At 71.3% G+C, this 13,243-nt stretch carries 11 protein-coding genes; 7 read left to right on the forward strand and 4 right to left on the reverse strand.

Annotated features, from left to right (window positions below; genetic code table 11):
* Positions 1–28 precede the first annotated feature (28 nt).
* The 3 genes from glpK to ACFQSB_RS30855 all read left to right on the forward strand — a co-directional run bounded on the left by glpK (position 29) and on the right by ACFQSB_RS30855 (position 2,786).
* Complete coding sequence (gene glpK / locus ACFQSB_RS30845) at positions 29–1,546, forward strand: glycerol kinase GlpK (protein WP_380830372.1); 1,518 nt, start codon at positions 29–31, stop codon at positions 1,544–1,546.
* 369 nt (positions 1,547–1,915) lie between these two features.
* The gene (locus ACFQSB_RS30850; protein ID WP_380830374.1) at positions 1,916–2,119 is read left to right on the forward strand and encodes a hypothetical protein; all 204 of its coding nucleotides are present in this window, start codon (positions 1,916–1,918) and stop codon (positions 2,117–2,119) included.
* 211 nt (positions 2,120–2,330) lie between these two features.
* The gene (locus ACFQSB_RS30855; RefSeq protein WP_380830376.1) at positions 2,331–2,786 is read left to right on the forward strand and encodes a hypothetical protein; all 456 of its coding nucleotides are present in this window, start codon (positions 2,331–2,333) and stop codon (positions 2,784–2,786) included.
* Between the two features lie 50 nt (positions 2,787–2,836).
* Here the strand turns inward: ACFQSB_RS30855 and ACFQSB_RS30860 are convergent, their stop codons facing one another.
* Positions 2,837–3,775, reverse strand: coding sequence for a serine hydrolase (locus ACFQSB_RS30860; protein ID WP_380830378.1), 939 nt, complete (start codon positions 3,773–3,775; stop codon positions 2,837–2,839).
* The gene (locus ACFQSB_RS30865; RefSeq protein WP_380830380.1) at positions 3,772–4,713 is read right to left on the reverse strand and encodes a LysR family transcriptional regulator; all 942 of its coding nucleotides are present in this window, start codon (positions 4,711–4,713) and stop codon (positions 3,772–3,774) included. The genes ACFQSB_RS30860 and ACFQSB_RS30865 overlap by 4 nt, the downstream gene beginning before the upstream one ends.
* Positions 4,714–4,815: 102 nt before the next feature.
* On the opposite strand from ACFQSB_RS30865, the gene ACFQSB_RS30870 reads away from it, so the two are divergent.
* Complete coding sequence (locus tag ACFQSB_RS30870) at positions 4,816–6,360, forward strand: penicillin-binding transpeptidase domain-containing protein (protein ID WP_380830381.1); 1,545 nt, start codon at positions 4,816–4,818, stop codon at positions 6,358–6,360.
* Positions 6,361–6,561: 201 nt separating this feature from the next.
* Here ACFQSB_RS30870 and ACFQSB_RS30875 read toward each other — a convergent pair whose 3' ends face one another.
* Complete coding sequence (locus ACFQSB_RS30875; RefSeq protein WP_354848253.1) at positions 6,562–7,131, reverse strand: hemerythrin domain-containing protein; 570 nt, start codon at positions 7,129–7,131, stop codon at positions 6,562–6,564.
* Positions 7,132–7,280: 149 nt separating this feature from the next.
* Here ACFQSB_RS30875 and ACFQSB_RS30880 point away from each other — a divergent pair, with 149 nt between their 5' ends.
* Both ACFQSB_RS30880 and ACFQSB_RS30885 read left to right on the forward strand, forming a co-directional pair.
* Positions 7,281–8,714 carry a WGR domain-containing protein gene (locus ACFQSB_RS30880; RefSeq protein ID WP_380830384.1) on the forward strand — a complete coding sequence of 478 codons (1,434 nt, stop codon included), beginning with the start codon at positions 7,281–7,283 and terminating at the stop codon, positions 8,712–8,714.
* Positions 8,715–9,004: 290 nt separating this feature from the next.
* The gene (locus ACFQSB_RS30885; RefSeq protein WP_380830386.1) at positions 9,005–10,333 is read left to right on the forward strand and encodes an MFS transporter; all 1,329 of its coding nucleotides are present in this window, start codon (positions 9,005–9,007) and stop codon (positions 10,331–10,333) included.
* Positions 10,334–10,444: 111 nt separating this feature from the next.
* On the opposite strand, the gene ACFQSB_RS30890 is transcribed toward ACFQSB_RS30885, so the two are convergent.
* On the reverse strand, positions 10,445–12,229 hold the full coding sequence (locus ACFQSB_RS30890) for an MFS transporter (protein WP_380830388.1): 1,785 nt from the start codon (positions 12,227–12,229) through the stop codon (positions 10,445–10,447).
* 152 nt (positions 12,230–12,381) lie between these two features.
* Between ACFQSB_RS30890 and ACFQSB_RS30895 the strand changes: the two genes are divergently transcribed.
* Positions 12,382–13,243: RNA-guided endonuclease InsQ/TnpB family protein (locus ACFQSB_RS30895; RefSeq protein ID WP_380830390.1), on the forward strand; the 862-nt coding region annotated here is incomplete at its 3' end.

A 13,243-nucleotide genomic window follows, 5' to 3' on the forward strand; every position in this document is an offset into this window, starting at 1 on the left:
GCCGGGCCACTGAAGGAGGCGATCATCCATGGCTGACTTCGTCGGAGCAGTCGACCAGGGCACGACGAGCACCCGCTTCATGATCTTCGACCACGGCGGCAACGAGATCGCCCGCCACCAGCTCGAACACGAGCAGATCCTGCCCCAGGCCGGCTGGGTCGAGCACAACCCGGTGGAGATCTGGGAGCGCACCCGCGCGGTCGCCGAGACCACGCTGGGCAAGGCGAACCTCTCGGCGGCCGACCTGGTGGCGCTCGGCATCACCAACCAGCGCGAGACGACCGTCGTGTGGAACCGCAGGACCGGCCGGCCCTACTACAACGCCATCGTCTGGCAGGACACCCGCACCGACCGCATCGCGAGCGCACTGGAACGCGAGGGCAAGGGCGAGGTCATCCGCGCCAAGGCCGGCCTGCCCCCGGCGACCTACTTCTCCGGCGGCAAGATCCAGTGGATCCTCGAGAACGTCGACGGCGTGCGCGCGGACGCCGAGGCGGGCGAGGCCGTCTTCGGCAACACCGACACCTGGCTGCTGTGGAACCTCACCGGCGGCACCGACGGCGGCGTGCACGTCACCGACCCCACCAACGCCAGCCGCACCATGCTCATGAACCTCGAAACCCTCGACTGGGACGACGAGCTGCTGTCGTTCTTCGGCATCCCCCGCGCGATGCTCCCCGAGATCCGCCCCTCCTCCAACCCTGAGCTGTACGGCGTCACCCGCGCCACCGGCCCGCTGCGCGGGGAGGTCCCGCTCTCGGGGGACCTCGGCGACCAGCAGGCGGCCACCGTGGGCCAGGTCTGCTTCGGCGTCGGCGAGGCCAAGAACACCTACGGCACCGGCAACTTCCTGCTGCTCAACACCGGCAACGAGCTGGTCCGCTCACAGCACGGCCTGCTGACGACCGTCTGCTACCAGTTCGGCCAGGAGAAGCCGGTCTACGCGCTGGAGGGCTCGATCGCCGTCACCGGGTCGGCCGTCCAGTGGCTGCGCGACCAGCTCGGCATCATCTCCGGCGCGGCGCAGAGCGAGCAGCTCGCCCGGCAGGTGCAGGACAACGGCGGGGTGTACTTCGTGCCCGCCTTCTCCGGGCTGTTCGCCCCGTACTGGCGCTCCGACGCGCGCGGCGCCATCGTCGGGCTGTCCCGCTACAACACCAACGCCCACATCGCCCGCGCGACGCTGGAGGCGATCTGCTACCAGAGCCGCGACGTGGTCGAGGCGATGGAGAACGACTCGGGCGTGCGCCTGGACGTGCTGCGCGTGGACGGCGGCGTGACCGCCAACGAGCTGTGCATGCAGATCCAGGCCGACGTCCTCGGCGTCCCGGTGTCCAAGCCGGTCGTCGCCGAGACCACGGCCCTGGGCGCCGCGTACGCCGCCGGGCTGGCGCTGGGGTTCTGGGGCTCCACCGAGGAACTCAAGCGCAACTGGAACGAGGACCGCCGCTGGCAGCCCACCTGGACCGAGGACCAGCGCGAGAAGGGCTACGCCGGCTGGAAGAAGGCCGTACAACGCACCCTCGACTGGGTCGACGTCGACTGACACAGACCGCCGCCTTCCGGCGGGCCACGACCGGCCCGCCGGAAGGCACGCCCCACAGGCGATCGCCGCTCTCGCCGGCTCCGCCGGAAAGGCCTCAAGGCTCAGACGGGTATCTCTCCGCCGCTCGGGAACGCCTCGCCGGCACCGGCGACAGATAGGGCTCCAACTTCTCGCTCCTGTTACCGGGGTCATGGCAACGGGCGGGACTACTGTCTCTCGTCTGGCCTATGGATCGTCGCAGAGCGTGAAATAACGTTGAGTGATCGATCCGTGACTGTGGTGGCCGGTGTTTTCTGTCGGACGCCGGGGTTACCTTGACAACAGCAGACCGATTCACGTGGCTCAGCGGAGGTCTGGGAGGAGGTCAAGATGGCAGTCTTACAACATATGGACCCACAGCAGCCCGACGACGTGGAAGTCATCGAGCTGACGCACGAGGAGTACGAGGCGGCGAAGGAGCAGGCGCTGCACGGGCTGGGTGTCACCTATGACGAACTGGCTCGACAGGCTAAAGAGCGCCGGTTCGACTCGCTCCAGCACCGCAAGCTCTGGCTCCTCATCCGCGAGTACTGATGGGGCGAAGCTTCACAACGAGGCACGAAAATTCGGAGAATACGTCCAACGTACTCTTAACGCGACCATTTGTGATCACGTCCGGATTTCCGCGGTCATCTCCCCCCGAGACCGCAACGTCGTCATCGTCGCCAAGGGGTTGACGAAGTCGAACCTGATCCCGGAGCCCTTCCCCCTCCGGTATCTCCCGGGGAGCCGCGTCAGGCCATGGATGGACCTGTCGTTTCGGTTCTGCTACGACCCTGAGGGCGAGTACCTGACCGTGCTGTCCTCCTTCGTGGCCATCTATGCGGACCCTGAGGGCGAAGGACGTCTCTGTCACTTCGACTATGAGCGCAACAAGGCAGATGGCTACCCGGAGGCCCGCATCCAGGTGTACGGCGACTCGTCCGTCCTCAAGCAGTGGGGTGGAGAACTTCTGGAACGGGGACTGCACCGCCTGCACTTCCCGGCCGGTCACCGCCGCTTCCGCTGGTGCCTGGAGGACGTGATCGAGTTCCTCGTGAGCGAACGTGTCGTCGAAGGCAAGCCGGGATGGGCTGAGGCGATCGGACCAGGCCGACGCAAGTTCCATCAGATGCAGCTCAAGGCGGCGATCAGGCGTGACATGGATACCGCCATCGCCTACCTGGAGACAGAGGGATACACGGTTACGCGCAAGAAATGATCCATGCGTACAGTCTGGGAGGCTTTCCGAGTGCCGGGATCTTCGCGGGGTCAGAGGGTGCGGAGGTGGTCGATGGCGGCGCGGGCGGCCAGGCCGATGGCGGCGTCGGCTCGGGGTTGGTGCTGGGCCGTGCCGATGGAGCGGGTGAAGACCGCGACCGCGTAGCGGCCGCCGTCGGGGTACTCCACGACGCCGACCTCGTTGCGGAGGGTCGGCAGTGACCCGGTCTTCCCGCTGACCACCACGTCGTCGTAGGGGAACCCGGAGGCCAGGCGGTGCGGCCACACCTGCAGGCCGAGCAGGCGGCGGATCGCGGCGCTCGCCTCGGGGCCCGCCGCCTCGTCCCGCCAGACCATGCCGAGCAGCCGGGTCATCTCGCGCGGCGTGCTGCGGTTGGTGGTGGCGGGGTCGAGCACGCGCAGGCGGGCCAGGTCGCGCGGGTGCGGTGGTCCCTCCAGCGGTCCGAGGTCGGCCTCCAGCGCGGCGAGCATGCCGCGGCAGTCGTGCTCGACGAACGTCCCAGGCAGTCCGAACCGGGCGAGCATGGCGTTCACCGCCTCCAGCCCGACGTGCCGGGCCACGACGTCGGCGGCGGCGTTGTCGCTCACCGCGATCATCAGGTACGCCAGGTCGCGCAGCGAGAGGGTGGCCCCGTCGAGCATGGCGGCCAGCCCCGTGCCGCCCGCCGTGCGCTCGCCGGGCTCGACGCGGCACGGCAGCGCCGGGTCGAGCAGTCCCGCCTCGGCCTGCCGGTAGAACTCGACCAGCAGGGGGAGCTTGAACACCGACGCGAGCACCACCGGGTCGTCGGCCCGCACGCCGACCTGCGCCCCGGTGTCCAGGTCGGTCGCGTGCAGGCTGCCGGTGACCGCGGCGGCGCGGAAGACGGACGCGAGGTCGGGAGGCCGCGTACGGGCGCCCCGACCGTCCGGGCGGGAAGGCCCGGCGGCGGTGTCGTGCGCGGCGGGGGCCCGGTCCTCGCGGGTCATGCGAGCAGGCCGGACGCCGGGCGCGGCCTGACCGCGCGGGGCGGCGCGGTTCCCTCGTGGACCATCCCGGCATTGTCCCGCAGGACGCGCAGGGCCACCGCGCCGAACTCCTCCAACGCCTGGGACGTGCGCTGCCAGGCGACCGACACCCGCCAGGCCAGCGGGGCGCCGAGCAGCGGCCGCCAGGCGACGCCGGCCTGCTCGGCGCGGGGGCCGAAGGCCACGGCCGTGCCGGACATGACCAGCCCCAGCGTGAACTGCGGGTGCCGCCCGATGTGCACCTCGCCGGGCACGTACCCGTGGCGGCGGCACTCCGACAGCGTCTCCTCGTGCAGTCCCGGCTCGCTCTCGCGGGGGAACAGCACCAGGTGGCGCGGCGCCAGGTCGGCCAGGTGGACCGAGGAGAACGCGGCCAGCGGGTCGTCCTCGGCGAGCAGCACGCCCGGGTGCTGGACCAGCACGGGCCCGAACCGCAGCCCGGGGGCGCTCACCGGGTGGCGGATCACGCCGCCGTCCAGGGCGCCGTCGCTCAGCGCCCCCACCTGGTCGGCCGTGCCCATCTCGATCAGGCCGAGCCGCACCTCGGGGTGGGCCTCGCGGAAGCCGGCGAGCAGGGCCGCGATGGCGGACCCGCCCAGGTCGGGCGGCACGCCGACGCGCAGCGTGGCGCCGCCGCCGGTCGCGCGGGCCAGCAGCGCGGGGATGGCGTCCACCCGCTCGACGATGTCGCGGGCCTCGGCGAGCAGCAGCCGGCCCGCCTCGGTGAGCCGGACCTGGCGGCTGGAGCGGTCGAACAGGCGCACGCCCAGTTCGTCCTCCAGGCGTTTGATGCGCTGGCTGAGCGGCGGCTGCGCCATGCCGAGCCGCACCGCCGCGTTGCCGAAGTGCAGCTCGTCGGCGACGACGGTGAAGTAGCGCAGGTGCCGTACCAGGTCCATCACCAGCGACTATATCCAGATCCGTATGAAAATGACGTGCATAGCAATATTGGACATAACGGTCAATCGTCTGCTGTCCTCCTCTGAGTCGAAGGGGGAACGATGAGACGAGTGACAGTGGTGACCGCCATGGCGCTGGTGCCGCTGGCCGTGGCGGGCGGGGTGGTGTGGGCACTGCGCACCGAGGGGTCGGCGCAGGAGACCGCCGCCCTCTACCTGGCCGCCTGGTCCAAGAGCGACTACACCGCGATGCGCGCCATGGTGGCCGCACCGCCGGGCGACTTCGAGCAGTGGTACCGCCGCTTCCACGACGACCTGCGCCTCACCTCCGCCCGCTTCACGCCCGGCGCGGTCAAGGAGGGCGGGACGGCGACGACGGTGGACTTCCGCGCCGACCTGCGCGGTCCGGTCGACTTCGGGTACACCGCCACCCTGCGGCTGGTCGAGCGGGACCGCGCGTGGAAGGTGTCCTTCTCACCCTCCTCACTGCACCGCGACCTCACGGCCGGCGCGCGCTTCCGGGTCACCCAGGTGCCGGCGGAGCCCGCACCGATCCTCGCCGCCGACGGCGCCCGCATCGACACGCCCACCGCCCCGGGCTCGGTGCTCCAGATCGTCGACGGGCTCAAGGCCGAGTACGGCTCCCGGCTGAAGGGCAGGCCGTCGGCCCGCGTGGAGATCGTCAAGGACGGCCGGGCCGTCGAGACGGTGGCGGCCGGGAAGGCCGCGCCGGGCACGCCGCTGCGCACCACCATCGACCTGCGGGTCCACCGGGCGGGGGCGGCGGCGCTGGAGGGGGTGCGCAAACCCGCCTCGCTGGTGGCGCTGCGTCCCTCGACGGGCGAGGTGCTGGCCGCGGTCAACCGGCCGGGCGGCTTCAACCGCGCGTTGCTCGGCGCCTATCCGCCGGGGTCGACGTTCAAGGTGGTGACCGCTTCCGCGCTGGTCGCCGGTGGCATGGCCCCCGGCGACACCGTCGAGTGCCCGCCCGAGCGGACCATCGGCGGGTTCGCCTTCCACAACGCCGAGTTCCACGACTTCGGGCGGCTGTCCCTGGAGGACGCCTTCGCCCACTCGTGCAACACCACCTTCGGCAGCCTGGCGGTGGACCGGCTCGGCGGCGCGCGGCTGGCCGAGGTGGCGCGCGGCTTCGGATTCGGCGCGCCGATCACTCCCGGGGTGCCGGCCGTGCGCGCGGCCTTCCCCGCTCCGCGCGACGACACCGACCTGGCCTCGGCGGCGATCGGCCAGGGCCGCGTGCTGGCCAGCCCGCTGAACATGGCCGCCGTGGCCGCCGCCATCGCCGACGGGACCTGGCGCCAGCCCCGGCTCGTCCCGCCGTCGCTGGTCCCCGCGGGCGGGTCGGCGCCGCGCGTTCTGGAGCCCGCGGTCGTCCGCGCCCTGCGCGACCTGATGCCCGCCGTGGTGAGCGAGGGCACCGCGAGCGGCGTGGACTTCCCCGGCGGGACGGCAGGCAAGACCGGCACGGCCGAGTACGGGTCGGGCCGCATGCCGCCGACCCACTCGTGGTTCATCGGCTACCGGGACGACCTGGCGTTCGCGGTCATCGTCGAGGGCGGGGGCACCGGCGCGGCGGTCGCGGCGCCGGTCGCCGCCCGCTTCCTGTCCCGGCTCGCGACCGGCTGAGGCGCCGGTCGAGGCGTCGGTTGAGACACCGGTTGAGACGACGCCCCGCGCGGGACGACCCACTCGCGGCAAGTGGTCGCCTCACGCGGGGCGGCGGTCTTCGCGAGGTGTCCGCCGTCTCGCCGTGGATCGCGGTGGTGCGCGGGGCCCCGCCCCGGGGCGTCGGTGCGGGCGGCGTCCCGGGGCCGGGCGCGGGGCGGCTCAGTGCCGCGCGCGGGCGGCGACCATGTCGCGGATGCGGTCGGCGGCCCCCACGAACAACCCTGCGGCCTTGAGCAGCCCCGGGTTCGGCGGCGTGTGCGGGTGCGGCCGGGTCGGGGCGATCCTCTTCGCCTTCTCCATCTTGGTGCCGAGCTCCATGGCTCGGTCGGGGCTGATCACCAGGCGCAGTTCCGGCCAGACCTGCTCCTCCTCGTAGGCGATGTGCTCGCGCGCCTCGGCGATGAACTCCGTCAGCATGTCCTCGTACCTGGACTCGCCGGGCTCGTAGTCGATGAGGTCGTTGAGGGTGTACTTGGCCCGCTGCTCCTGCTTGATCGCGTGCTCGGCCAGCTCGTCGCCGTGCGGGACCAGGTGCCGCACGACGGGCCAGAAGTACTCCTCCTCGACCGCCTCGTGCTTGGACTCCTCGATGATGAGCCGGCGCACCTGCTGCTTGCGCTGCCGCATCCGCTCGTCCCCGTCGCCGGTGACGGGCATGTCCTCCAGCTCGACCAGCATCCGCTTGACGTCCTGGTGATCCCGTTCCAGAAACTCGAACACGTTCGCCATGGCTCTGCCTCCCGTGCGATGGCGCGTTCCCCCTTTTGTGGGCTTTGCCCGCATCACCGCAGGTAAACATGGGTTTTGGGTATTCGGCGTTTTTTGTCGGACGGCTCCCGTACGCTCCCCCGCATTCGATCAAGGAAGGGACGGCCGGCATGGCGCCGCAGACTACGTACCTGGAGCTCTCCGAGGACGCCGGAAGCGCCCACAAGTTCTACGAGGTGGCGGTTCTGGGCACCCAGGTGACCATCACCTACGGGCGCATCGGCGAGCAGGGCCAGACCAAGGTCTCGGCGTTCGCGAGCGCCGAGAAGGCCGAGGCCGCCGCGGCGAGGAAGGTCGGCGAGAAGATCCGCAAGGGATACGCGCCCGCCGTGCGCGGGATGCGGCAGCGGCGCGCGGTCACCCGCAGGACCATGGTGAGCGGCCGCTCCACCGCCAGCCAGGCCCCGGTGCTGTGGCGCTTCGCCAGCGGCGCCGCCGCGTTCGGCATCTTCGTCGACGAGGACCGCTGCTGGGTCGGCAACCAGAGCGGCGACGTCTACACCGTCACCCACGGCGGCACCGTCACCGGCCACTTCCGCCTGCCCGACGGCGTCAAGTGCATCGTCGCCGACGACTTCTGGATCTACGCCGGCGCCGACGACGGCAAGGTGTACGACCTGAGCGGCAAGGTGCCGCGGGTGGCCTACGAGATCGCCGAGGACGTCGACATCTACTGGCTCGACATCGACGACGGCGTGCTCGGCGTCTCCGACCGGGAGGGGCGCATCACCACGATCGACCACGAGGACGAGTTCCAGTGGGCCCGCACCGGCGAAGGCAGCGCGGCGTGGATGGTGCGCTGCGACCAGGAGGCCGTCTACCACGGCCACTCGCGCGGCGTCGCGCGGTACGACGCCGCCGACGGCACGCCGGTCTGGCACACCGGCCTCGACGGACAGGTGCTGTTCGGCTGGCAGGACCACGGCGCGGTCTACGCCGGCACCAGCCACAACAAGGTGTACCGCCTGGGCAAGCGCGACGGCGCCGTCGAGGCGGTCTACACCTGCGACGGCGCGGTGTTCTCCTGCGCCGCCGCTCCCGACGGGCGGTTCGTCTTCGCCGGCGACAACCACTCCTCGGTCTACTGCTTCGACCGGTCCGGCAACCGGCTGTGGAAGCTCGCCACCGGGTGCGGCTCGGCGTACTCGATGCAGTTCCTGGACGACCGCCTCTACATCGTGACCACCAACGGCACGCTGGCCTGCGTCGACGCGAACGAGGAGGCGATCAGGGCGGCCCAGGGCGGCACCGTCCCTGAGCCGGTGGACGTCAAGGCCGCCTCCTCCCTGGCCGTGGTGCGGCCCTCCGCCGTCCTGGAGAGCGTCTCCGTCTCGCACGCCGACGGCGGCATCATGGTCGAGTGCGTCCGCGAGGGCGACCGGCTGCGGGTGCGCGTCCTGAGCCCCGGCTACGACCCGGGGTGGAACGTCCAGTTCCCGAAGGGCGTGCGCGAGGCCGGGGCGCGTTACCTGGTCGAGGGCGTCCGCTCCTCCGAGCGCGGCGGCTACTACCGTGCCTACGGCGACATCCGCCGCCTGCTCTGACCACGTCCGCGCCGCCCAGGGCACGAGCGCCTCCGCGAGGCCGCCCGGCCCGGCTCCGCACACCCTGCCGGGCTCCAGGTCAGGCGCGCTGGTGAGCCGCGCCGTGGCCGGGTTCGCCCGGCGGAGCATGGGACGCGATGGGCATCCGGAGACCGGCTCTCTCGTACTGTGACCCTCTCCCGAAGTCAGGGTCTCCGGTAAGAAGCGGGCTCCGCGGCTGTTGGGCTGGGGGAGCGCTGGGTATGTGAGGCTGCGGCGAGGCGTCGCCGTCCCTCACGAGGAGGCTCCCTGTGACCGTGACCGGACAGCCCCCGGTGCCCGTGTCCCGCACCCCCTGGAAGGCCGTGCTCGGCGGCTCCATCGGCAACATGGTCGAGTGGTACGACTGGTTCGCCTATGCCAGCTTCGCCACCTACTTCGCGGCGTCGTTCTTCCCCAAGGGCGACGCCACGGCGCAGTTGCTGAACACCGCCGGCATCTTCGCGGTCGGCTTCTTCATGCGTCCCGTCGGGGGCTGGCTGCTCGGCAGGTACGCCGACCGCAGGGGACGCAAGGCCGCGCTCACCCTCACCGTCACCCTCATGTCGCTGAGCGCGCTGCTGATCGCCGTCGCCCCGACCTACGCGCAGGTCGGCTACTTCGGCGCCGCGGTGCTGCTGCTCGCCCGGCTGCTGCAGGGCCTGTCGGTAGGCGGGGAGTACGCGGCGAGCGCCACCTACCTCACCGAGGCCTCCCACCCCCGCCGGCGCGGATTCTCCTCCAGCTTCCAGTACGTCTCAATGACCATCGGCCAGCTGATCGGCCTCGGCCTGCTGATGGCGCTCCAGCACACCATGACCGACCAGACGCTGCACTCCTGGGGCTGGCGCGTCCCGTTCGCCGTGGGCGCGGTGGGGGCCGTCGTGGTGCTCTACATCCGGCGCGGCCTGCTGGAGACCGAGGCGTTCGAGGAGGAGGAGACCGCGGCGCCCGCGCGGCGCGGCACGATCAAGGGGCTGCTGTCACACAAGAGGGAGTTCGCCCTGGTGGTGGCGCTGACCATGGGCGGGACCGTGGCCTACTACACCTACACCACCTACCTCACCAAGTACCTGTCCAACACCGTGGGCCTGTCCAAGTCGGACGCCACGCTGGTCAGCTTCGTCGCCCTGTCGATCTTCTGCCTGCTCCAGCCGCTCGCGGGCGCCCTGTCCGACCGCATCGGGCGCCGGCCGCTGCTGATCGGCTTCGGCGTCGGCTCGATGCTGGGCACCGTGCCCATCATGACCGCGCTCCAGGGCGCCGAGACCGTCGGCCAAGCGCTGTTGCTCTCCCTGGCCGCGCTGGTCATCGTGACCGGCTACACCTCGATCAACGCCTGCGTGAAGGCCGAGCTGTTCCCGACCCATGTGCGCGCGCTCGGCGTCGCCCTGCCCTACGCCATCGCCAACGCGCTGTTCGGCGGCACGGCGGAGTACGTGGCGCTGTGGTTCAAGGACGCCGGCGTGGAGTCCGGCTTCTTCTGGTACGTCGCCGGCTGCGCGGCGGTCTCGCTGGTGGTGTACCTGACGATGCGCGAGACCAGGAACGCGGCGCTCAGCCGCTCCGAGCGGGCCGGCGACGTCCCCCAGCCGGCCTGACGCCACCGGCACGCCGACCGCCTGAGCGGCAGAGCCAGAACGTCAAGCCCAGAACGTCAAGCCCAGAACGTCAGGGCGGGAACGCCGACGGGCTCGACCGCTGTCGATGGTTCAGGCGACGCTGTCCGCGTGTCGCTCGGCGGCCCCGGCGGGAACGGGCGCCGGGTTGACGATGAACAGGTGCGAGCGGGCGTGCCGGCCCAGCTCGCGCCCGGCGCTGGCGTCCATCAGGGCGGCGATGCCGCCGTGGGTGGGCGCACCGACCACGATGACGCTCGCGCCGATCTGGTTGGCGTGCTCGGCGACCAGCCGCCCGGCGCCGCCGTGGTCGCAGGCGCCGAGGAGCACGTGCCCGACGGCGGGGACGTCGCTGCGGGCGAGCAGTTCCAGGTGCCGCTGCACCGTCGCCCTGGACGCCTCCAGGCTCTCGCCCTCCGCCGCGCCCTCGCCGGTGACGGCGCCCTCCTGGGCGTGCAGCAGGTGGACGGACCTGCCGGCGAGCGCGGCCAGCCGCGCGGCGGCCTCGGTCACCCTGACGGCCGCGGGGGAGCCGTCGATCGCCGCCACGATCGGCGCCCCGCCGCCGCTCGCCGTCGGGCCGCCGCGGTCGTCCTCGGTGTCGCCGTTCAGGGTGACCAGGACGGCCCCGGTGCGCGCGGCGACGCCGGGCTCGGAGGTGGCGGGCTCGGAGGCGGCCTGGCCGCCTTCGGCCTGGACGCGCTCGGCCTCGACCAGGTGCCCGTGCGCGGTGGACAGGATCACGATGCCGAGCACCAGCGCCCCCGCCCCGATGAAGAACGGCACGTGAATGTTGGTGAGCTCGACCAGTTTGCCCGCCGCGAACGGCGCGAGGCCGCCGCCGATGAAGCGGACGAACCCGTAGGCGGCCGACGCGATCGGGCGCTCGACGGGGGCGACGGTCATCACGGCCTGCGTGGTGACGGTGTTGTTGATCCCGATGAAGACCCCGGCCACGATCACCGCGGTCACCAGCACCGGTGGATGCGTCGTCCAGATCGCGATGACCAGCACGGTCACCGCGAACAGGGCGAGGTTGGCGTACAGCGTCCGGGCGATGCCGAAGCGGCTCTGCAGCCAGGGTGCGCCGAACACCGAGAACAGCGCGACGAGCAGGCCCCAGCCGGTGAAGACGAAGCCGAGCTGGATGGCGTCCAGCCCCATCGGGAACGGGGCGTAGCCGAGGACGGTGAAGAACGCCCAGTTGTAGCAGAGCGCGGTCAGCGACATGGTCAGCAGGCCGCGGTGCCGCAGCGCGCGCAGCGGGTCCAGCAGGCTGGTCTTGCGCTGAGGTCGCGGCGTCCGCTCCACCAGCACGACGGTGGCGATCAGCGCGACGGCCATCAGCACCGACACCCCGTAGAACGGGCCGCGCCAGCTCACGTGGCCGAGCAGGCCGCCGAGCAGCGGGCCCACCGCGATGCCGAGGCCGAGCGCGGCCTCGTACAGGATGATCGCGCCCGCGAAGCCGCCGCTGGCCGAGGCCACGATGACCGCGAGCGAGGTGGCGATGAACAACGCGTTGCCGATGCCCCAGCCGGCCCGGAAGCCGACGATCGCCCCGATGCTCGGCGACGCCCCGGCCAGCGCGCTGAACACCACGATGAGCACCAGGCCGGCCATCAGCGTGAACTTGGCGCCGATGCGGCTGGACACCCAGCCGGTGATCAGCATCGCGACGGCCGTGACCACCAGGTAGCTCGTGAAGAGCAGCGTGACCTGGCTGGGCGTGGCGTTCAGCTCGTGGGAGATCGCGGGCAGGATCGGGTCGACCAGCCCGATGCCCATGAACGAGACCACGCAGGCGAAGGCGACGGCGAACACCGCTTTCGGCTGCCTGAACGGGCTCGCGCTCGCTCCGGCGGGATGACCACTCATCAAAACTCCTTGACTGTGGAAACTGGTCCTTCAGGGGCGGGAGAAAACGGGGGACGGTGTCGCGCCGGTATCTGATCCAACAACTCTGATAGGGTTCGAACATACGTACGGCATGCAAGGTGTGGGTCTACCCCACCCCCGAGCAGGCGGCCATGCTGAGTCGCACGTTCGGCTGCGTGCGCGTGGTGTGGAACCGCACCCTGGCCTGGCGGCACGCCCGCTACCACGGCGAAGGCGCCAAGACCGGCTTCACCCAGGCCAATGCCTACCTGACCGCGCTGAAGGCCACCGATGAGCTGGCGTGGCTGAATGAGGTGTCGTCGGTTCCGCTGCAGCAGGCGATCCGCCATCAGCAGGTCGCGTTCACGAACTTCTTCGCGGGACGCGCCAGGTATCCGCGCTACAAGTCCCGCACCGGGCGCCAGAGCGCCGAGTACACCCGCTCGGCCTTCCGCTACCGCGACGGGCGGCTGCTCCTGGCGAAAATGGACGTCCCGCCGGCGTTCGTGTGGTCCTGGCCGGGCATCGATCCGGTGACGATCGACCCGACAACGGTGACCATCTCGCGCGATCCATGCGGCCGCTGGTACGCCTCCTTCGCCGTCGACCTCGCCGTCGACGTCGCCGATCCCGGGCAGGCTCCGGCGACCGGCCGGGTGGTGGGCGTGGACGTCGGGGTGAAGGACTTCGCCGTCACCTCCGACGGCGAGAAGATCGCCAACCCGCGCCACCTGGCGAAACGGGAACGCAATCTGGCCCGCTACCAGCGGCGCGAGGCCCGCAGGAAGCGCGGCTCCAACAACCGGGCCAAGGCCAGGGCCAAGGTCGCCCGTGCGCACCGCGAGGTCCGCGCCTCCCGCGCCGACTTCCTGCACCGTACCTCGGCGCGGCTGGTCGGTGACCACGACGTGATCGTGATCGAAGACCTCAACGTCAAGGGCATGGTGCGCAACCGGAGCCTGGCCAAGGCGATCTCCGACTGCGGCTGGGGCGCTTTTCGCCGCATGCTGGAGT

The organism is Sphaerisporangium rhizosphaerae (assembly GCF_042665155.1).
Taxonomy (GTDB): domain Bacteria; phylum Actinomycetota; class Actinomycetes; order Streptosporangiales; family Streptosporangiaceae; genus Sphaerisporangium; species Sphaerisporangium rhizosphaerae.